16 protein-coding genes and 1 pseudogene are annotated in these 20318 nt (G+C 65.1%); 9 read left to right on the top strand and 8 right to left on the bottom strand.

Annotated features, from left to right (window positions below):
• Positions 1 to 40 precede the first annotated feature (40 nt).
• Complete coding sequence (gene mapR / locus FQ664_RS14385; RefSeq protein WP_144172737.1) at positions 41 to 1450, top strand: GntR family transcriptional regulator MpaR; 1410 nt, start codon at positions 41 to 43, stop codon at positions 1448 to 1450.
• A 39-nt stretch (positions 1451 to 1489) separates the two neighbouring features.
• Positions 1490 to 1624, top strand: coding sequence for a hypothetical protein (locus tag FQ664_RS27850; RefSeq protein ID WP_256675962.1), 135 nt, complete (start codon positions 1490 to 1492; stop codon positions 1622 to 1624).
• A gap of 9 nt (positions 1625 to 1633) precedes the next feature.
• Here FQ664_RS27850 and FQ664_RS14380 read toward each other — a convergent pair whose 3' ends face one another.
• Both FQ664_RS14380 and FQ664_RS14375 read right to left on the bottom strand, forming a co-directional pair.
• On the bottom strand, positions 1634 to 2380 hold the full coding sequence (locus tag FQ664_RS14380; RefSeq protein ID WP_144172735.1) for an SDR family oxidoreductase: 747 nt from the start codon (positions 2378 to 2380) through the stop codon (positions 1634 to 1636).
• A gap of 121 nt (positions 2381 to 2501) precedes the next feature.
• Positions 2502 to 3518: an FAD:protein FMN transferase gene (locus FQ664_RS14375; RefSeq protein ID WP_144172733.1), complete on the bottom strand. Its 1017-nt coding sequence runs from the start codon at positions 3516 to 3518 to the stop codon at positions 2502 to 2504.
• A 251-nt stretch (positions 3519 to 3769) separates the two neighbouring features.
• Here FQ664_RS14375 and rsxC point away from each other — a divergent pair, with 251 nt between their 5' ends.
• Both rsxC and FQ664_RS14365 read left to right on the top strand, forming a co-directional pair.
• Positions 3770 to 5170: an electron transport complex subunit RsxC gene (gene rsxC / locus FQ664_RS14370; RefSeq protein ID WP_144172731.1), complete on the top strand. Its 1401-nt coding sequence runs from the start codon at positions 3770 to 3772 to the stop codon at positions 5168 to 5170.
• Positions 5167 to 6114: an RnfABCDGE type electron transport complex subunit D gene (locus FQ664_RS14365; RefSeq protein WP_144172730.1), complete on the top strand. Its 948-nt coding sequence runs from the start codon at positions 5167 to 5169 to the stop codon at positions 6112 to 6114. Before rsxC ends, FQ664_RS14365 begins: the two co-directional genes overlap by 4 nt.
• A 49-nt stretch (positions 6115 to 6163) precedes the next feature.
• Here FQ664_RS14365 and FQ664_RS14360 read toward each other — a convergent pair whose 3' ends face one another.
• The 5 genes from FQ664_RS14360 to FQ664_RS14340 all read right to left on the bottom strand — a co-directional run bounded on the left by FQ664_RS14360 (position 6164) and on the right by FQ664_RS14340 (position 11577).
• Positions 6164 to 7699 carry a DHA2 family efflux MFS transporter permease subunit gene (locus tag FQ664_RS14360; RefSeq protein ID WP_144172728.1) on the bottom strand — a complete coding sequence of 512 codons (1536 nt, stop codon included), beginning with the start codon at positions 7697 to 7699 and terminating at the stop codon, positions 6164 to 6166.
• Positions 7696 to 8889: an HlyD/EmrA/EmrK family protein gene (locus FQ664_RS14355; RefSeq protein ID WP_144172726.1), complete on the bottom strand. Its 1194-nt coding sequence runs from the start codon at positions 8887 to 8889 to the stop codon at positions 7696 to 7698. The genes FQ664_RS14360 and FQ664_RS14355 overlap by 4 nt, the downstream gene beginning before the upstream one ends.
• Before the next feature lie 30 nt (positions 8890 to 8919).
• Positions 8920 to 9393, bottom strand: a complete 474-nt coding sequence (locus FQ664_RS14350; protein ID WP_144172724.1) for a MarR family winged helix-turn-helix transcriptional regulator — start codon at positions 9391 to 9393, stop codon at positions 8920 to 8922.
• 120 nt (positions 9394 to 9513) lie between these two features.
• Positions 9514 to 10164: a response regulator transcription factor gene (locus FQ664_RS14345; RefSeq protein ID WP_144172722.1), complete on the bottom strand. Its 651-nt coding sequence runs from the start codon at positions 10162 to 10164 to the stop codon at positions 9514 to 9516.
• 6 nt (positions 10165 to 10170) lie between these two features.
• Entirely contained in the window at positions 10171 to 11577 is a 1407-nt protein-coding gene (locus FQ664_RS14340) for a sensor histidine kinase (protein WP_144172720.1), read from the bottom strand.
• Between the two features lie 194 nt (positions 11578 to 11771).
• Here FQ664_RS14340 and FQ664_RS14335 point away from each other — a divergent pair, with 194 nt between their 5' ends.
• The 3 genes from FQ664_RS14335 (at position 11772) to FQ664_RS14325 (ending at position 16568) form a co-directional block, all read left to right on the top strand.
• The gene (locus tag FQ664_RS14335; protein WP_144172718.1) at positions 11772 to 13394 is read left to right on the top strand and encodes an acyl-CoA synthetase; all 1623 of its coding nucleotides are present in this window, start codon (positions 11772 to 11774) and stop codon (positions 13392 to 13394) included.
• A gap of 117 nt (positions 13395 to 13511) precedes the next feature.
• A complete protein-coding gene (locus FQ664_RS14330; RefSeq protein ID WP_144172716.1) occupies positions 13512 to 15281 on the top strand; it encodes an acyl-CoA dehydrogenase C-terminal domain-containing protein in 1770 nt (589 codons plus the stop codon).
• Between the two features lie 279 nt (positions 15282 to 15560).
• Positions 15561 to 16568 (top strand): FecR family protein, encoded by a 1008-nt coding sequence (locus FQ664_RS14325; RefSeq protein WP_144172714.1) that lies wholly within the window; start codon positions 15561 to 15563, stop codon positions 16566 to 16568.
• Positions 16569 to 16581: 13 nt separating this feature from the next.
• On the opposite strand, the gene FQ664_RS14320 is transcribed toward FQ664_RS14325, so the two are convergent.
• The gene (locus FQ664_RS14320; protein WP_144172713.1) at positions 16582 to 17901 is read right to left on the bottom strand and encodes a Na+/H+ antiporter family protein; all 1320 of its coding nucleotides are present in this window, start codon (positions 17899 to 17901) and stop codon (positions 16582 to 16584) included.
• A 258-nt stretch (positions 17902 to 18159) separates the two neighbouring features.
• Here FQ664_RS14320 and FQ664_RS28280 point away from each other — a divergent pair.
• Both FQ664_RS28280 and FQ664_RS28275 read left to right on the top strand, forming a co-directional pair.
• Positions 18160 to 19446: pseudogene (locus FQ664_RS28280) on the top strand (methyl-accepting chemotaxis protein); the annotation flags it as partial.
• Positions 19447 to 19548: 102 nt separating this feature from the next.
• On the top strand, positions 19549 to 20304 hold the full coding sequence (locus tag FQ664_RS28275) for a methyl-accepting chemotaxis protein (RefSeq protein WP_370290277.1): 756 nt from the start codon (positions 19549 to 19551) through the stop codon (positions 20302 to 20304).
• Positions 20305 to 20318 lie beyond the last annotated feature (14 nt).

The following is a 20318-nucleotide window of genomic DNA, read 5'->3' as shown; positions in this document are numbered from 1 at the left end:
CTGCTTCCACCTGCCTGCCAGGCTTCGACAGAAGGCCAGAATGAAACGCTACGAACGCTTTGCCGACGACATCGCCGAACTGATCCGCTCCGGGGTGCTGGGCCCCGGCCAACGGGTGCCCTCGGTGCGCTATGCCAGCCAGACCCACGGGGTCAGCCCGTCCACCGTGTTCCAGGCCTACTACCTGCTGGAAAGGCGCGGGCTGATCCGCGCCCGGCCGCGCTCGGGTTACTTCGTCAACGCCCATGCCCCGCGCCAGTTCAGCGAGCCGCAGGCATTGCAGCCGGTCAGCGAGTCCACCGACGTCGACGTCAGCGCGCTGGTGTTCTCGATCCTCGACTCGATCAAGGACCCCAACACCGTGCCGTTCGGCTCGGCCTTCCCCAGCCCCGAACTGTTCCCGCTGCAACGCCTGTCGCGCTCGCTGGCCAGCGCCAGCCGCAACATGGACCCGCGCATGGTGGTGACCGACCTGTCACCCGGCAACCCACAACTGCGCCGGCAGATTGCCCTGCGCTACATGGTCGGCGGGCTGATGCTGCCGATGGAGGAGCTGCTGATCACCAACGGCGCGCTGGAAGCCCTGAACCTGTGCCTGCAGGCCGTCACCCAGCCCGGCGACCTTGTAGCCATCGAAGCCCCCGCCTTCTATGCCTGCCTGCAGGTACTGGAACGGCTCAAGCTCAAGGCGGTGGAAATCCCTGTGCACCCGCGCGAAGGCATGGACCTGAGCGTGCTGGCGCAGACCCTGGAAAAGCACCCGGTCAAGGCCGTGTGGTGCATGACCAATTTCCAGAATCCGGTTGGCGCCAGCATGCCGGAGGCGAAAAAGCAGGCACTGGTGGAGCTGCTGGCGCGTCATCAGGTGCCATTGATCGAAGACGACGTGTACGCCGAACTGTACTACGCGCAACAGGCCCCCAAACCGGCCAAGGCCTTCGACACCCAGGGCCTGGTGATGCACTGCGGCTCGTTCGCCAAGAGCCTGGCACCTGGCTACCGCATCGGCTGGGTGGCGGCCGGGCGTTTTGCGCAGAAGATCGAGCGGCTCAAGCTGATGACCTCGCTGTGTGCCTCAATGCCAGCCCAGGCGGCTATCGCCGACTACCTGCAGCACGGCGGCTACGACCGCCACCTGCGCAAGCTGCGCTATGCCCTGGAAGGCCAGCAGGCCAACATGCTGGCGGCCATCGCCCGGCACTTTCCGGCGCAGACGCGGGTCAGCCAACCGTCCGGCGGCTACTTCCTGTGGCTGGAGCTGCCCGAGCAGATGGACGCTCTCAAGCTGTTCCACATGGCCTTGGCCCAAGGCATCAGTATCGCCCCCGGACCGATCTTCTCGCCCACCCGGCGCTTCGGCAACTGCATCCGCCTGAACTACGGCAGCCCCTGGCATGAGGACGCCGAACGGGCCATGGAAACCCTGGGGCGGATCATCCGCTCGTTCTGATGGCTGATGACCCGGTGGGCGACTACGGAAAATACCCCAGTGTTGCTGCTTACCGGCTACGACACTACCGCTACCATGCCTTGTACCTGGCCCGACAAGCGCACCGAACTACTGGCCAAGCCGTTCGAGCTGGAAGTGCTGGCCGAACGGGTACGCACGCTGCTGGAGGATTGACGGGCGCGCTCAGCGCCCGCCACCCAGGTCGACGAAGCTGCCGGTGGAGTACGAGGCCTTGTCCGAGAGCAGCCAGAGGATGGCTTCGGCCACTTCCTCGGGGCGCCCGCCGCGGCCCATGGGCAAGCCGGGCTCAAGCTTGCTGACCCGCTCGGGGTCGCCGGACAGCGCATGGAACCCGGTATGGATGTAGCCTGGTCGTACGCCATTGACCCGCACACCCTCGCCTGCCACTTCCTTTGCCAGGCCGATGGTGAAGGTGTCGAGGGCGCCTTTGGAAGCGGCATAGTCCACGTACTCGTTGGGCGAGCCCAGGCGTGCGGCCACCGACGACACGTTGACGATGGCGCCGCCCTGCCCGCCGTGCCGGCGTGCCATGCGCAGCAGGGCGTGCTTGGCGCAGAGCATGGGGCCGACGATGTTGGTCTTCATGACTTTGAGCAGGCGGAATTCGGACATTTCCTCGACCCGGCTTTGCTGACCGATGGTGCCGGCGTTGTTGACCAGCGCGGTGACCGGGCCGAGTTCTGCGTCCACGCGCTGGAACAGCTGGATGACCTCATCCTCGACACTGGCGTCGGCGCGCACGGTGATGGCCTCGGCGCCCAGGGCGCGGACCTGGCCGAGGATGTTCTCGGCGGCCTGGTCGTCGGTGTGGTAGTTGATGCAGATGCGGTAGCCCTGGCGGGCCGCCAGCAGCGCCGTGGCGGCGCCGATGCCGCGGCTGGCACCGGTGATGACGATGACTTTCTCCATGGATTTGCCAATCGCTAGGGAAGGGAGCATCGACAATAGGGGAAAAGGCTACGCATGGGAATGACCAAGGTCAGCGCAGCACATCAGCGCCTGGTCAACCGGTAAGCGGGTTTTCCTTCGACTACTGCCTGGTCGTGCCCTGCCTGGGAAACAACGACTCGAATCGCGGCGTCGCCCGCGCAACGAAACCCAGCCCCTGGTGCATGATGAAATAGGCGGCGACGTCATGCCGTTCGGCGAAGGCATAGCCTTCCTCCGGGCCGAGCACCATCAACAGGGTATCCAGCGCATCGGCACGCAGCACCGAAGGGTCGACCACCGACACTGCCGCCAGCGCGTGCTTGACCGGCCTGCCGACACGTGGATCGAAGGTGTGCGAATAACGCTGGCCACCTTCTTCGAAATAGTTGCGGTAATCGCCGGCGGTGGCAACGCCGTAGCCATCCAGGGCGATAGCACGCTCCACTTGCTGCTCGCCGCCACCACTGGGTACCTCGAGGGCGATGCGCCAGGGCGAGCCATCCGGCTTGCGGCCGACCCCCTTGAGTTCGCCGGTGATCTCGACCAGATAGGCCTGGATACCCAGGGCCAAAAGCCGGTCGCCGACCCGATCCACGGCATAACCGGCGAGCATGCTGTCGAAATCCAGCTGCGCCGCCACATCCTTGCACAGTTTTTCTCCATCCAGGTGCAAGTGCTGGTGCCCTACCCGTGCCCGCTCCCGTGCCAGCGCGCCGGCATCCGGCACCTGCCTGCCTCGTGACTGCGGGCCGAAGCCCCAGAGGTTCATCAATGGCAAAACCGTCAGGTCGAAGGCCCCGCCACTCTCGCGAAACAGAGACTCACCGTACACCAGCAGGTGCCGCATTTCTTCCGGCACCGCCTGACAGGCGCCGGCCGGCAACGCGTTGAAGCGGGAAACCATGGAGTCGCCGCGCCAGTTGGAAAACTGCCTGTCGAGCGCCTCGAGTATCATCTGGACTTCGGCCTTTACCTGCTGCGCGCCGGGCGTCTGCGCGGCGGGTACGTACTGGATCGAATAAGTGCTCCCCATGGTTGGCCCGGAAAAGCGCTCGATCCTTTCGCCGCAGCCATACAGCAACGTCAACAGCATCACCAGCAGGCTTGCGCGCATCATTCGACACCTCGCAGACTCTGGCCGCCCCTTTGCGGCGCAGGCTATTTCACCAGAAATTGCAAGATGGCAATTGGCCTACCGTTCATCAGCAAGTCTGGTCAAAAATCGAACAAAATCCTCATTCAACACTCTGATCTGCGCGGGTGATCAACCATCCCCCTCCCTTTCCGCTAAACGCCCCGGAAGCCATAAAACCATCATGTGCATAAGCGCATAGGGGCGTTTTTTGCCCAAAAATTGGAGGACAGAATATGTCTAGCCATTCGTTGCAGAGCGTCGAACGCCTGCAGAGCCGAATCCGCGCCCAGCGCCAGCCGCAACAGAAACCTTTCTGGCGGCGCCTGCTGGCCATCGCCTCATCCTCTCAGCGTAGTTGGCACGGAGGGATCGAGCTCAGGGGATACAAGGAACTATCCAACGCCACCCCGGTTGCCCCGGTCGCGGTCGGAAAAATCCAGCTGGCGATTCCGCTCGGGCGGGGTCGCCGGTTTGTCCAGCCTTGCGTGCAGCCGGGACAGCATGTGCGCAAGGGCGAAGTCATCGGTATTGGCGATGACACCAGCGCTTGGGTGCATGCCAGTACCTCCGGCATCGTGGAACGGATTGATCTCGCCTTCGCGGCCGACTCGGCCGAGCCAGTCATGGCCGTCATTCTGAACGCAGATGGCCTGGATGAGTGGGTCGAACGCCCGGTGCCGGGCCTGCCGCAAACGCCAGAGGCGCTGGTCGAACACGCATTGCAGATGGGCATAGTCGGCCTTGGCGGGGCGGGTTTCCCGACGGCCCTCAAGCTGGCCGACGCCCGGCAGCCCGACCTGCTGCTGATCAACGGTGCCGAATGCGAGCCCTTCCTTACCTGCGATGACCGCCTCATGCGCGAGAATGCCGAAGCGTTGATCGAGGCCGCCGACTATGTCGCCGCGCTGCTGGGAATAACGACAACCCGTTTCGGCATCGAAACCAACAAACCAGAGGCGATGGCCAGGTTACGTGCCGCCGCTCGCCAGGCGCGCACCCAGGTAGAGATATGTCCGCTACCGGAGCGCTACCCGGCAGGCGGGCAGCCGTTGATGATCAAGAGCCTCAGTGGCCGCAACCTGGCGCCAGGGAGCCGGCCTGCCGATATCGGCGTCCTGGCGCTGAATGTCGCAACGCTCTACGCACTGGGCCGGGCCGTCTTCCAGGGCGAACCATTGATCAGCCGCGTGCTGACGCTGACCGGGGACTGCAAGCACCCCGGCAATGTCCGGGTGCCGGTGGGTTACCCGGTCAGCGAGCTGCGTGCGATTGCTGGCGCGTCCTCCACAGGACAGATAACCCAGGTCGGCGGCCCGATGATGGGGCTGCCGCTACCGGACGCTACCGCCGCCGTCAGCAAGACCAGTAGTTGCCTGATATTCGGCGCTGAACGCTACCTGCCGGCAACCCGCCCCGCAGGCAGTTGCATTCGCTGTACGCGCTGCGTGGATGTCTGCCCGATGTCGCTCAGGCCGCTGGATCTCTACGCTGCCGCCGAACGCCGTGACAAGGCCAGCCTGCAGGAACTGCGCTTGGATGCCTGTATCGAATGCGGCAGCTGCAGCAGCATCTGCCCGAGCAATATCCCGCTGCGAGAACGCTTCCGCCAGAGCAAGACGGAGGTACGAGCATGAGCCTGATACGCCATCCCATTCCACAACGGCTGCGCACGGTGATGCTGCTGGTCGTCTTGTGCCTCCTGCCGGGCACCGTCCTGTATGCCTGGCAATTCGGCGTTGTGGTCTGGTTGCAGACCTTCTGGTGCGTGCTGTTCGCCCTGGGCTTCGAAGCTGCCCTGCTGCGCCTGCGCGGGCATAATGTACGCGAGGGTTTGAGCGACCTCAGCTGGCTGGTGCTAGGCCTGATCCTGGCTCGGGCATTGCCGCTGCTGGTGCCGCTGTGGATGATCGCCCTGGCCAGTTTTGCCGCTCTCGCGCTATGCAAGCACGCCAGTGGAGGCCTTGGTCGCAACCGTCTCAACCCTGCCATGGTGGGTCTGGGGATCGTTGCCATCTGCTTCTACCAGCAGCTGTACCCCGCGCCATCGAACCATGCCCCGTGGACCGCAACCCTGGGCGCCAAGGCGGTTCTTCTACAACAGCTACAGTTGCTGCCACGCCTCGATCTCGATGCGTTTGCCGGCGCCACTCAACTGGCGCAGAACGAATTCACCCATATCACCCACAATCTGTCGGGGTACGGCTACATTGCCGGCGGCGTGATACTGGCTTTGCTGCGGGTGATCCGCATCGAGATTCCGCTGGCGATGCTCGCAAGCACAGTATTGCTGTGCATGGCCGCCGGCCATAGCCTGCAGGAAGCCGTGTACAACCTCAGTCTCGGTGGCTACCTCTTCACCGCCTTCTTCATCGCCACCGATCCGGTTACCAGTCCCAACACGCGCGCCGGTCGCATTCTCTTCGGCGTGACCGTTGGCACGCTCACCGAACTGATTCGCGAATTCGGGCTTTATGCTGACGGTCTTTGCTTCGCCGTGCTGGCCGGCAACCTGCTGGTGCCGCAAATCGATCGGTTGATGCTGCGTGCACAACGTCCCTGGTACGCAGCGAGTACCTGATTTGGGCATTTAGCAAGCGCAACAGCGTTGGGCCTAACCCTGGCCCGGCTCAATGCCCTGCCGAGGCCGGCCCCGCCTTGGCGGTAAAGGGCGGTTTGGCGAACCACACCAGCAGGATCAACCCGGCAAATACCCAGGTCATCAAGGTGAAGTAATCCACCGTCGACATCATGTACGCCTGCCCGTTGAGTATCTGCTCCAGCTGCGCATAGCCCTGCGGGTTGGCCCCGCCCAGCTGCTCCAGGGTATGCCGCGTGGCCGGTTCGAACGGGCTGATGTGCTCGCTCAGGTAGGCATGGTGCTGGTCCGCCCGGCGAATCCAGATCCAGGTCGTCAGCGACGCCGCAAAACTGCCGCCCAAGGTACGCAGGAAGGTCGCCAGCCCGGAGCCATCGGCAATCTGCTGCGGTGGCAGGTCGGACAGCAGGATGCTCAAGGTCGGCATGAAGAACAGCGCCACGCCAATACCCATGAACAGCTGCACCATCGCCACATGCTGGAAGTCCACCTCACTGGTGAACCCGGCACGCATGTAGCAGCTGCTGCCGATCGCCAGGAACGCCAGCCCGGCCAGCACACGCAAGTCGAAGCGGTGCGCGTACTTGCCCACGAACGGCGACATGAGCACCGGCAACAGGCCGATCGGCGCCACCGCCAGCCCCGCCCACGTCGCGGTATAGCCCAGCTGCGTCTGCAACCACTGCGGCAGGATCAGGTTGATGCCGAAGAACCCCGCATAACCCCCGACCAGCACGATGGTGCCGACGCGGAAGTTGCGGTGCGCGAACAGGCGCAGGTTGACCACCGGGTGACGATCTGTCAGTTCCCAGATCACGAACACCGCCAGGAACACCACCGAGATCAGGCTGCCGGCAATGATGAACGACGACTCGAACCAGTCCAGGTCATTGCCCTTGTCCAGCACCACCTGCAAGGCGCCGACACCGATGACCAGCGTCAGCAGGCCGATGTAGTCCATCGGCTGGCGGCTGGTAACCACCGGCCGGGTGCGCATCTGCTGGCGCACCACGGCGGCTGCGAACAGGCCGATGGGCACGTTGATGAAGAAGATCCACGGCCAGCTGTAGCTGTCGGTGATCCAGCCCCCGAGGATCGGCCCGGCAATCGGCGCCACCACCGTGACCATTGCCAGCAACGCCAGGGCCATACCGCGCTTGGCCGGCGGGTAGACGGCGATCAGCAAAGTCTGGGTCATGGGGTATAACGGCCCGGCCACCACGCCCTGCAACACACGAAAACCGACCAGCTCCGGCATCGACTGGGCAATACCGCACAGGAACGAGGCCAGCACGAACAGCAGCGTGGCCCAGATGAACAGTTTCACCTCGCCAAACCGCCGGCTGAGCCAGCCGGTCAGCGGCAAGGCGATGGCGTTGCTCACCGCGAACGAGGTGATAACCCAGGTGCCCTGCTCGTAGCTCACCCCCAGGTTGCCGGAAATGGTCGGCAAGGCCACGTTGGCGATGGTGGTGTCGAGCACCTGCATGAACGTCGCCAGCGACAGGCCGATGGTGGTCAGCAGCAGGCTCGGCGGGGTGAACTGGGCAGCAGCGTTGTTGCTCATCGCTGAGCCGTCTTGCCGGTTGCGCTGTTTTCTTGGATCAGCCGAGCGATCAGGTGGTCGGCCTCGACCAGCTGGCGGTCATACACCTGGGTGGTGTAGCTGGCCTGCTGTGGTGGCTGCTGGGCCAGGGCCGGGCCGCTCTGGTCGTGCAGGTCGACCTCGACCACGGTGGACAGGCCGATACGCAGCGGGTGGTCCTTGAGCTGGTCAGGGCTGAGGTGGATGCGCACCGGCACGCGCTGGACGATCTTGATCCAGTTACCGGTGGCATTCTGCGCCGGCAACAGGGCGAAGGCGCTGCCGGTGCCAGCGCCGAGGCTGTCGACCGTGCCGCTGTATCTGACCTCGTTGCCGTACAGGTCGGCGCTGATCTGCACCGGCTGGCCGATACGCATGTCGCGCAGCTGGGTTTCCTTGAAGTTGGCGTCGATCCACACCTGGTCCAGCGGGATCACTGCCATGGTCGCGGTGCCCGGCTGCAGGCGCTGACCCAGTTGCACGGTACGCTTGGCGACGTAGCCGGTGACCGGTGCCACCAGGGTGGTGCGGGCGTGGTCGAGGTAGGCCTGGCGCAGGTCGGCGGCGGCGGCCATCACCTCGGGGTGCGAGGACACCACAGTGTCGTCGACCAGCGCGCTGCTGGTGCTGAGCTGCTGGCGCGCACTGTTGACGGCGGCCTCGGCCACGCTCAGGTCATCGCGGGCATGGGACAATTCTTCCGCAGCAATCGCACCGCTGTCGGCCAGCACCTTGCGCCGGTTGAAGTCCTGCCGGGCCTTGCGCAGTTCGGCCTGGCGGGTTTCCAGCTGGGCCTTGAGCGCGTCGACGTTGCTGTACAACCCGCGCACCTGACGCACGCTGCGCGCCAGCCTGGCTTCGGCGGACTGCAAGGCCACCTCGCTGTCGGCCGGGTCGAACTGCAGCAATACCTGGCCGGCATGGACCAGGTCGCCGTCATCGGCACCGATGCTGGTAACGGTGCCGGTGACCAGCGGGGTGATCTCTACCACGTTGCCGTTGACGTAGGCATCGTCGGTGCTTTCGTGCCAGCGCCCAACCAGGCTGTACCAGGCCCAGGCGCCGACACCGGCAAGGATCAGCAGCAACAGCAGGCCAAGCAGCCAGGCCTTGCGCTTGCGCGACGGCTCGGGCGCGGCGGAGGGAGTCGGGGTGTCTGCGGGAGTGGCCATGACAATACCTTGGATAATTCGTGACAGGGATCAACGATCGCCGAAGCGGCGTATCGTCAACGGGTCGCCGGCAGCGAGCAGGACCTTGGCCAGCAGCCCTTCCAGGGCCTTGAGCTCTTCGGCTGCCAGCGCACCGCACAACTCGTTCATCGCCGCCGCGCCGATTTCCGGCAGGCGGTCAGCCAGGCGCTGGCCATCGGCGGTAAGGGCCAGGCGCACCTGGCGGCGGTCGTCGGCGCAGCGGTTGCGCACGATCAACTCCTTCTGCTCGAGGCGGTCGAGCATGCGGGTCATCGACCCACTGTCCAGGCCCAGGTAGCGGCACAGCTCGGCCGGGGTATCCACCTGGTACTGGGTGACGATGATCAGCACCTTGAACTGCGCGGCGGTGACGCCTTCGGATTCGAGGTGCCAGTCGAGAATGCGGTCCTTGAGGATCGCCGCGCGGCCAAGCAGCATGCCGATGGCGCAGGTCTGGAAGTTTTCGGGGGAGAAATGGGCCATCGGCGACTGCTCAAGTAATTGTGTAAAAATATTACTGCCTAGGCAGTGAATGTCAAAGCCTTGATTAGGTTGCTATGGAAAATTTCATGATTTGACGCTTCTGCTCGCACCCACAGGGATCTATGACTGCTGCCAAGGCCGAGCTCGCAGGCCGAGCGCCTCGACCGCCCCGCAGGCAATGGCCATGCCCACCAGCTCCGCCAGACTGGTGGCCTGCAACCGCTTCATCACCCGCCCCCGGTACAGGTCCACAGTTTTCACACTGACGCCCAGCCGCTCGGCAATCTCGCGGTTGCTCAAGCCCTGGGCCAACGGCACGAACACGTCCCGCTCGCGCGGTGTCAGGCCATCGATGCGCACCTGCACCTGGGCCAACGCCTGGTCGCCCTGACGTGCCCGCCCGGCGTGCTCCAGCGCGGCCTGTACGCTGTCGAGCAGCAACTGGTCGCTGTAGGGTTTTTCGATGAAGTCACAGGCGCCGGCCTTGAATGCCCGCACCACGATCGGCACATCGGCATGGCCGCTGACGAAAATCACCGGCAACCCCAGGCCACGCTCGCGCATCGCCTGCTGCACCGCCAAACCGCCCAGCCCCGGCATGCGCACATCCAGCAGTACACAGGCCGGCCCATCGTCGACGCAGGCGTCGAGAAACGCTTGCCCGCTGGCAAATGGCAAGGCCTGCAAGCCCACCGACTGCAGCAGCCACACCGTCGAATCCCGCATACCCTGGTCGTCATCGACCACATACACTTTCGCTTGCACCGCCATCTCCCCTTATCCCCTGCTGACCGCCAGGCGGCAGCACAGTACCAGACCGCCGTTGTCCCCGGCTCGCGCCCACAGGCTGCCGCCAAAGCCTTCGATCAGGCTGCGGCTCATGCTCAGGCCCAAGCCCAGGCCGTCGGCCTTGCTGGTGGTGAACGGCGTGAAGATTTCATCCAGGCACTCGGGCGCCACGCCCGGGCCCTGGTCGACCACCTCGACCAGCACACCGTCGCCATCGCGCGCGGCACCGAGCAGGATACGTGACGGCCGCTCGCCATGCTGCTCACGGTTGGCGTCGATGGCGTTGCGCAGCAGGTTCAACAGCACCTGCTCCAGCAGTACCCGGTCGGCATACACCGAGGGCAGTTGTGCGCTCATGCGCAGCTCGACCACCACCTGGTCACGCGCGGCCTCCCAGGCGCACAGGCGCATGGCTTCGCCCGCCACCTCGGCCACGTCCAGCGCCTGCAGGCGGCGCGGCCCTTTGCGCAGAAAGGCGCGCAGGCGGCGGATCACTTCGGCGGCATGGGTAGCCTGTTCGCTGATGCGCTGCAGGCCCTGCCCTACCCGCTCGCGGGCCTGCGGGTCGCGCTCCAGGCCCTGCAGGTAGCGCTGGCTGGCGTTGGCGTAGTTGACCACTGCGGCCAACGGCTGGTTGATCTCGTGGGCGATGCCCGAAGCCAGCTCGCCCAAGGTGGCCAACCGGGCACTGTGCGCCAGGCTTTCCTGGGCTTCGATGCGCAAAGTGATGTCGCGGGACACGCTGACCACTTCGACCACCGCGCCGGTGTAGGTTTCGCGGATGGCCCGGCTGGCGATTTCGAACCAACGGTAACCGCCGGCGGCCTGGCGCACCCGACAGGTCATGGTGTGGTAGCCGTCCTGGTCCAGGGCGGCGGCGGCCTGGCGCAGCACCTGGCGGCGTTCACGCGGGTGCAGCAGGGTATGCACGGCCATGCCACGCAGTTGCTCCGGCCACAGGCCAAGCAAGCGGAATGCCGCCGGCGAGGCATCGAGGAAACGCCCATCGGGGCTGTGCCGGGAGATCAAGTCAGTGGTGTTTTCGATGATCAGTCGGTACAGGCGCCGGGCTCGGCTGGCCTCGCGTGCGCCATGGCACTCGTCACTGGCGTCGCGGCAACGCGCCAGCACCTGTTGGCCCCGGTCGTCAGGGATGAAACTCCACAGCACGATGCGTTCGCCGACCTGCACTTCGACATCGGCAATCGCCCGGTGCTGGCGCAGGCAGGCGCGCACCAGGGCGGCGCAGTTGCCCGGCAGCCAGCTGGCCAGTGCCGGGCCTTCATCGACCCATGCCTGCAGCGCCGGGTTGAGTGCCAGCGGCCTGGCGTCGCCGGCCAGTATCAGGCTGGGTTGTGGGTCCTTGGCGAGTAAGGGGTAGGCAGTGCTGTCCACGGTAGGCGCCTCGTTTTTATAGTAGTTTTACTATATTGCTATAGTCGATATTCCTAATACCATAGCGACTCGCGTAAAACTGCGACAAGGGGAACGGCCCACCGTCCGCCTCCCTGCACCCTGAACAGAGCTAACAATCAGCCACCGGGGGTCAAGCGCACTGGATGTGCCTGCCTCCCCTACAGGATTACCGCATGTCGATCTATGCCCAGGGCCTGATGCCCGCTGCCGTCAACCATGTCGCCCTCACCCCGCTGAGTTTCATCGAGCGCACCGCTGCCGTGTACGGTAGCTACCCGGCGGTGATCCACGGTGCCATCCGCCGCAACTGGCAACAGACCTACCAACGCTGCCGGCGCCTGGCCAGTGCCCTGGTGGGCCGGGGTATCGGCCGTGGCGACACCGTGGCGGTGATGTTGCCCAACATTCCGGCCATGCTCGAAGCCCACTTTGGCGTGCCCATGACCGGCGCCGTGCTCAACACCCTGAACGTACGCCTGGACGCCGAGGCCATCGCCTTCATGCTGCAACATGGCGAGGCCAAGGTGCTGATTACCGACCGCGAGTTCCATACCGTCATCCAGGCGGCCCTGGCCTTGCTCGAACACCCGCCATTGGTGGTGGACGTGGATGACCCGGAGTACGGCGAAGGCCGTGCGGTCAGCGAACTGGATTATGAGGCGTTCCTCGCCGAAGGTGACCCGGACTTTGCCTGGGAGTGGCCCGATGACGAGTGGCAGGCGATCTCGCTCAACTACACCTCCGGCACCACCGGTAACCCCAAGGGCGTGGTCTACCACCACCGTGGCGCTTACCTGAACGCCTTGGGCAACCAGATGGTCTGGGCCATGGGCCATCGCCCGGTATACCTGTGGACCCTGCCGATGTTCCACTGCAACGGCTGGTGCTACCCGTGGACCATCACCGCGCTGGCCGGCACCCATGTGTTCCTGCGCCGGGTCGACCCGCAGAAAATCCTGACCCTGATCCGCGAGCACCGGGTCAGCCACCTGTGCGGCGCGCCGATCGTGCTCAACGCCCTGGTCAACATGCCCGAGGCGGCCAAAGCGGCCATCGAGCACCCGGTGCAGGCCATGGTCGCCGGCGCCGCGCCACCGGCCAAGGTCATCGGCGCCGTGGAAGAGATGGGCATCCAGGTCACCCACACCTACGGCCTGACCGAAGTCTACGGCCCGGTGACCGTGTGTGCCTGGCATGACGAATGGGATGAACTGTCGCTGGAGGATCGCGCACGGATCAAGTCCCGCCAGGGCGTGCGCTACCCGACCCTCGACGGCCTGATGGTCGCCGACCCGCAAACCCTCGAGCCGGTGCCGCGGGACGGCAACACCCTGGGCGAGATCTTCATGCGCGGCAACACGGTGATGAAGGGCTACCTGAAGAACCCGGAGGCCACCGCCGAAGCCTTCCGTGGTGGCTGGTTCCACACCGGTGACCTGGCCGTGTGGCACGCCGACGGCTATGTCGAGATCAAGGACCGGCTCAAGGACATCATCATTTCCGGCGGCGAGAACATCTCCACCATCGAGGTCGAGGACGCCCTGTATAAGCACCCGGCGGTGCTGGAGGCCGCGGTGGTGGCGCGCCCGGATGAAAAATGGGGGGAAACCCCGTGTGCCTTCGTTGCCCTCAAGCCAGGCCGCGAAGACACCCGCGAAGCCGACATCACCAACTGGTGCCGCGAGCACCTGGCCGGGTTCAAGGTGCCGAAGACCGTGGTGTTTGGCGAGCTGCCGAAGACCTCCACCGGCAAGATCCAGAAGTACGTGCTGCGCGACCGGGCCAAAGCCCTCTGATCCCGCAGTGGCCTCTTCGCGGGTACAGCACAGGGATCAGCTTTGGTGCAATCCCTGTGGGAGCGGGTTTACCCGCGAAAAGGCCGGCCCAGACCTCACACTTTTCAAGAGCTACCGATGACCACCTACTCCGCCCCCCTGCGCGACATGCGCTTCGTCCTGCATGATGTGTTCAACGCCCCGGCCCTGTGGGCCCGCCTGCCCGCCCTGGCCGAGCGCATCGACGCCGACACCGCCGACGCCATCCTCGAGGAAGCCGCCAAAGTCACCGGCCAGCTGATTGCCCCGCTCAGCCGCAACGGTGACGAACAAGGCGTGCGCTTTGAAGCCGGCGAAGTCACTACCCCTGACGGTTTCCGCGAAGCCTGGCACACCTACCGCGAAGGCGGTTGGGTCGGCCTGGGCGGAAACCCCGAACATGGCGGCATGGGCATGCCGAAAATGCTCGGTGTGCTGTTCGAAGAAATGCTCTACGCCGCCGATTGCAGCTTCAGCCTGTATTCGGCGTTGAGCGCCGGCAGCTGCCTGGCGATCGATGCTCACGCCAGCGAATTGCTCAAGGCCACCTACCTGCCGCCCCTGTACGAAGGCCGCTGGGCCGGCACCATGTGCCTCACCGAACCCCAGGCCGGCACCGACCTGGGGCTGATCCGCAGCCGCGCCGAACCCAAGGCCGACGGCAGCTATCGCATCAGCGGCAGCAAGATCTTCATCACCGGCGGCGAACAGGACCTGACCGAGAACATCGTCCACCTGGTGCTGGCCAAGCTGCCGGATGCGCCCGCCGGCGCCAAGGGTATCTCGCTGTTCCTGGTGCCCAAGTACCTGGTCGAAGCCGATGGCCGCCTGGGTGCACGCAACGCCGCCCACTGCGGCTCGATCGAGCACAAGATGGGCATCAAGGCCTCGGCCACCTGCGTGATGAACTTCGACGGTGCCGTCGGCTACCTGGTGGGTGAACCGAACAAGGGCCTGGCGGCGATGTTCACCATGATGAACTACGAACGCCTGTCCATCGGCATCCAGGGCATCGGCTGTGCCGAAGCCTCCTACCAGAGCGCCGCCCGCTACGCCAACGAGCGCCTGCAAAGCCGCGCCGCCAGCGGCCCGCAAGCACAGGACAAGGCTGCCGACCCGATCATCCACCATGGCGATGTGCGGCGCATGCTGCTGACCATGCGCACCCTCACCGAAGGCGGCCGGGCCTTTGCCGCCTATGTCGGCCAGCAGCTGGACCTGGCGCGCTATGCCGAAGACGCTGGCGAGCGCGAGCATGCACAGCGCCTGGTGGCGCTGCTGACACCGGTGGCCAAGGCGTTCTTCACCGACAACGGCCTGGAAAGCTGCGTGCTCGGCCAGCAGCTGTATGGCGGCCATGGCTACATCCGCGAATGGGGCCAAGAGCAGCGGGTGCGCGACGTGCGCATCGCGCAGATCTACGAAGGCACCAACGGCATCCAGGCTCTCGACCTGCTCGGGCGCAAGGTGCTGGCCGACGGTGGCCAGGCGCTGGCCAGCTTTGCCGCCGAGGTGCGGGCCTTCAGCGTGAATGCACCGTTGCACCGTGCGGCCCTGCAAGCGAGCCTGGCGCGACTGGAGGCTACCAGCGCCTGGCTGCGGGCGCGTGCCGGCGAGGATGCCAACCTGGTCAGCGCGGTGGCGGTGGAATATCTGCAGCTGTTCGGGCTGACTGCGTATGCCTATATGTGGGCGCGGATGGCGGCTGTGGCGCTGGCCAAGCGTGACGAAGATGCCGCGTTTCATGGGGCGAAGCTTGCCTGTGCCGAGTTCTTCTTCCAGCGGGTCTTGCCGCGGGGGTTGGCGCTGGAGGCGAGTATTCGGGCGGGTAGTGGCAGCCTTTATGGGATGACAGCGGAACAATTCTGAGCTTCCTGAACCGCCCCCATCGCTGGCAAGCCAGACTCCCACAGGGATTACACAGGCCCCAAAACTTGTGCAGTCCCTGTGGGAGCCTGGCTTGCCGGCGATGGGCTGCAAAGCAGCCCCAAGGATTTCCGCCATTGTTTGCGTGCGCGAAGGGTTCCCAAACGCGGAAAAACCATTGGCAATCCGACGAAAAACCGGCACAACTGATAGTCATTCGCCATTACCTCGGTTCTCGGGAGCCCTCCAGCAAGGGTAGAATGCGCAAAACCCGGAGCCGCAATGAACCACGACCGCCTCAATTCCAGCCCAGACGATGCCATCACCGACGCCGCCGCGCACTGGTGCATGCGCCTGCACGCCGAAGATTGCACGGCGGCCGAGCGCGAGGCGTTCGCCCGCTGGCTGGCGGCCGACCCGCGGCATGCCGAGGAATACCAGGCGATGCTGGAAATCTGGCAAACCGCCGACCTGCTGCCGCGCAACACCAGCGTCATCGACTTCAATCCGCCTGTGCAACAGGCTGCGCGCCCGCGCAACTGGCGGCCGCTGGCGTCTGCTGCTGCCATCGCCCTGGCGGTGCTGCCGCTGGCCGGCTGGGTGGGCTGGGAACAAGGCTGGCTGCCCAACCACTACCAGCACTTCGAAGCTGGCGCGCGTATGCAGACTGTGCAACTGGGCGACGGCAGCACGGTGCAGCTCAACCTCAACACCGAACTCACCTACCTCAACTACAAGGACCAGCGCCAGGTCACGCTCAAGCGTGGCGAAGCATTCTTCAAGGTAAAGCACGACAGCAGCCACCCGTTCATCGTGCATGCCGGCCGTGGCCAGACCCGCGTCACCGGCACCCAGTTCAACGTGTGGAAATACCAGGACCAGGTCAAGGTCACCCTGGTGGAGGGTTCGGTACTGGTGTCCAGCGACGGCAGCGACGGAGGCTACCGCCTCGGCCCAGGGATGCAGGCCAGCTATCACCAGGGCGACTTCGAACCGCAACTGGCGCAGAGCGACGACTACAGCAACAGCCTGGCCTGGCGGGACGGCAAGCTGGTGCTCGACAACCTGAGCCTGGAACAGGCGCTGCCGGTGATCAACCGCTACCTCGATGCACCGCTGCTGCTGGCCGATGCCAGCACTGGCCGCATCCGCATCAGCGGTATCTACAACACCCGTGAGGTGGGGCGCCTGGTCAACAACCTGCCCAAGGTGCTGCCGGTCTACCTGACCCGCAGCAAGGACGGCAGCACCGTGCTCAACCGCATCTCGCCGCCGCCCGACAAGGGCTGACGCCCTCCCAGTCTTACAGCGTCATCGCCGCCAACCAGCCGAACGCCAGCAGTGGCAGGTTGTAGTGGAGGAAGGTGGGTACCACGGTGTCCCAGATATGGTGATGCTGGCCATCCACATTCAGCCCCGAGGTCGGGCCCAAAGTCGAGTCCGAGGCAGGCGAACCCGCATCGCCCAAGGCCCCGGCGGTACCAACGATGCACACGGTGGCCAACGGGTCGAAGCCCAGCTGCACGCACAGTGGCACGAAGATCGCGGCCAGGATCGGCACGGTGGAGAACGACGAGCCGATGCCCATGGTCACCAACAGGCCCACCAGCAGCATCAGCAAGGCACCGATGCCCTTGCTGTGGTCGATCCACTGCGCCGAGGTTTCCACCAGGCTCGTCACCTCACCGGTGGCCTTCATCACGTCGGCAAAGCCAGAGGCGGCAATCATGATGAAGCCGATCATGGCCATCATCTTCATGCCTTCGGTGAACAGGTCGTCAGTGTCTTTCCAGCGCACGATGCCCGACAGCGAGAAGATCAGGAAGCCGACCATGGCACCGATGATCATCGAGTCCAGCCACAACTGGACGATGAACGCCGAGGCAATCGCCAGCCCGGCCACCAGCAGGGTCAGCGGGTTGTACTGCACGCTCACCTGCTCCACCTGTTCGATGCGCGCCAGGTCGTAGTCACGCTTCTTGCGGTAGCTGATGATTACCGCCAGCAACAGGCCGGCCAACATGCCGGCGGCCGGGATGGCCATGGCGTGGGTGACATTCACACCACTCACGTCGACCCCTGCGCGGGCAACGTTGGCCAGCAGGATTTCGTTGAGGAAGATGTTGCCAAAGCCCACCGGCAGGAACATGTACGGGGTGATCAGGCCGAAGGTGATCACGCAGGCGATCAGCCGGCGGTCGATGCGCAGACGGGTCAGCACGTATAGCAACGGCGGCACCAGCAACGGGATGAAAGCGATGTGGATAGGCAGGATGTTCTGCGACGACACCGCCACCACCAGCATCAGGCCGACCAGCAACCATTTGACCTTGCCGCCATTGGCATGGCCCTGGCGGTCGATCATGGCCAGGGCGCGGTCGGCCAGGGCATGGGCCAGGCCGGACTTGGCGATGGCCACGGCAAAGGCGCCCAGCAGTGCATAGGACAGGGCTACCGTGGCCCCACCGCCGAGGCCGCCGTTGAAGGCCTTGAGCGTACCCTCGATGCCCAGGCCGCCCACCAGCCCACCGGCCAGGGCCCCGATGATCAGGGCGATGACCACGTGCACGCGGGACAGGCTGAGTATCAGCATGATGCCGACCGCGGCGATCACTGCATTCATGGTTGGCTTACCTCATTGCGACAGAAAAAAAGCGCGCACTCTGAAGCAGTGGGCGGCAGATGTCAAAAAGCGCCATGTTGCGGCGGGTTACGCAGAGGGCTGAAATTTAAATTGAATGTTTGAATAAAGAAAAAGTGGAGTGCGCCGATAGAAGGTGTTGGGGCTGACAGGCACCAGAACTCTCCAGCCAGGCACCTCACAGCACAGCCCCGCCCCAAAGCCATAACCCTTACTGTCCAAAAAAAGGGATCCGCCCCCATGCCTTTGCGACAACTTTCCATCCAGTGGAAGATCACCCTGCTCGCCGGCCTCTGCCTGGCCGGCATCGTCACCCTGCTCGTCGGCCTGTCGCTGTACCGCATGGACCACAGCTCGGACCTGGTCAAGGCCAGCAGCATGCAGATGCTGACCGAGTCGGCGCAGTCGCGCATCGAGTCGCAGGGCGAGGTGCAGGCGCTGAACATCCGCCGCCAGTTCATGGACGCCTACCAGTACGGCGCCGGTTTCGCCCGCCAGGTGCTGTTCCTGCGCGAGCAGGCGCAAAAGCGCTTTCTCGATGCCTTCGACCTGCGCGAGGACATGACCCGCCAGGTACGCGCTGCCTTGCAGGCCAACCCTGACCTGCTCGGCCTGTCGCTGGTGTTCGAGCCCAATGCCCTGGACAACAAGGACAGCCTGTTCGCCGACAAGGCGGAACTGGGCAGCAACGAAACCGGGCGCTTCGCCCTGTACTGGTCGCAACCGCGTGTCGGCCAGCTGACGGCCATGGCCCTGCCCGAGCATGACATGGCCAATACCGAGATCGGCCCCAGCGGCCAGCCTGCCAATACCTGGTGGGTGTGCCCGCGCACGTCCGGCAAAGTGTGCGTAGTAGAGCCGTACTTCTATGAAATCGATGGCCAGCAGGTGCTGATGACCAGCATCGTCTTTCCGCTGACAGTCGACGGCAAAGTGATCGCCACCCTGTCCATCGACATCAACCTCAACAGCCTGCAGGCCCTGAGCCAGGAGGCCAGCCGCAGCCTGTACGAAGGCCGCACCACGGTCGGCATCCTCAGCCCGGTCGGCCTGCTGGCCGGCTACAGCGCCGACGCCAGCAAGCTGGCCCAGCGCTTCGACCAGGTCGACAAGGCCAAGGGCGCCGAACTGGTGCGCAAGCTGGCTGACGGCAAAATGACCATCGTGCACGACCAGCAGCGCCTGAAAGTGCTGGCCGCGTTCCGGCCGATCCCGGACGCCCAGCCCTGGGGCGTGCTGCTGGACGTGCCGGAAAACGCCCTGACCGGGCCGGCCGAAGCGCTGAAACAGGAACTGGACGCGCTGAACACCAGCGGCACCCTGCTGGAACTTGGCCTGGGCCTGGCGGCGGCGATTGCCGGCCTGCTGATGGTGTGGCTGATGGCCCGCGGCGTTACCCGGCCGATCCTTGGCGTGGCAAGCATGCTCAAGGACATCGCCAGCGGCGAAGGTGACCTGACCCGCCGCCTGACCTACCAGAAGCAGGACGAACTGGGCGAATTGGCCGGCTGGTTCAACCGGTTCCTCGACAAGCTGCAGCCGACCATCGCCGAGGTCAAACGCTCGGTACAGGCCGCCCGAGGCACCGCCGACCAGTCTTCGGCAATTGCCACGCAGACCAGCGCCGGCATGGAGCAGCAGTACCGCCAGGTCGACCAGGTAGCCACCGCCTCGCACGAAATGAGCGCCACCGCCCAGGATGTCGCCCGCAGCGCCGCCCAGGCCGCGCAGGCCGCCCGCGACGCAGACCAGGCCACCCGCGAAGGCCTGGCGGTGATCGACCGCACCACCCACAGCATCGATGCCCTGGCCGCCGACATGAGCAACGCCATGGCCGAAGTCGAGGGCCTGGCGCAGAACAGCGAGAAGATCGGATCGGTACTGGAAGTGATCCGCTCGATTGCCGAGCAGACCAACCTGCTGGCACTCAACGCCGCCATCGAGGCGGCCCGCGCCGGTGAAGCCGGCCGTGGTTTTGCCGTGGTGGCGGATGAGGTGCGCAACCTGGCCCAGCGCACCCAGGAGTCGGTGGAAGAAACCCGCCAGGTGATCGAAGCGTTGCAGAACGGCACCCGCGAAGTGGTCGGTGCCATGGACAACAGCCACCGCCAGGCCCAGGGCGGCGTGCAGCAGGTTGGCCAGGCCGTCACCGCGCTGCAGCGCATCGGCCAGGCAGTGACGGTCATCACCGACATGAACCTGCAAATCGCCTCGGCCGCCGAGGAGCAGAGCGCGGTGGCCGAGGAAATCAACAGCAACGTGGCGACCATCCGCGACGTCACCGAATCGCTGTCAGGGCAGGCCAACGAGTCGGCGCGGGTCAGCCAGTCGCTGAACAGTCTGGCCAACCAGCAGCAGGCGCTGATGGACCAGTTCCGCGTGTGACAGCGACCAGGGTC

The organism is Pseudomonas persica, from assembly GCF_900291015.1.
Taxonomy (GTDB): domain Bacteria; phylum Pseudomonadota; class Gammaproteobacteria; order Pseudomonadales; family Pseudomonadaceae; genus Aquipseudomonas.
This window is presented reverse-complemented; position numbering and strand designations above follow the sequence as displayed.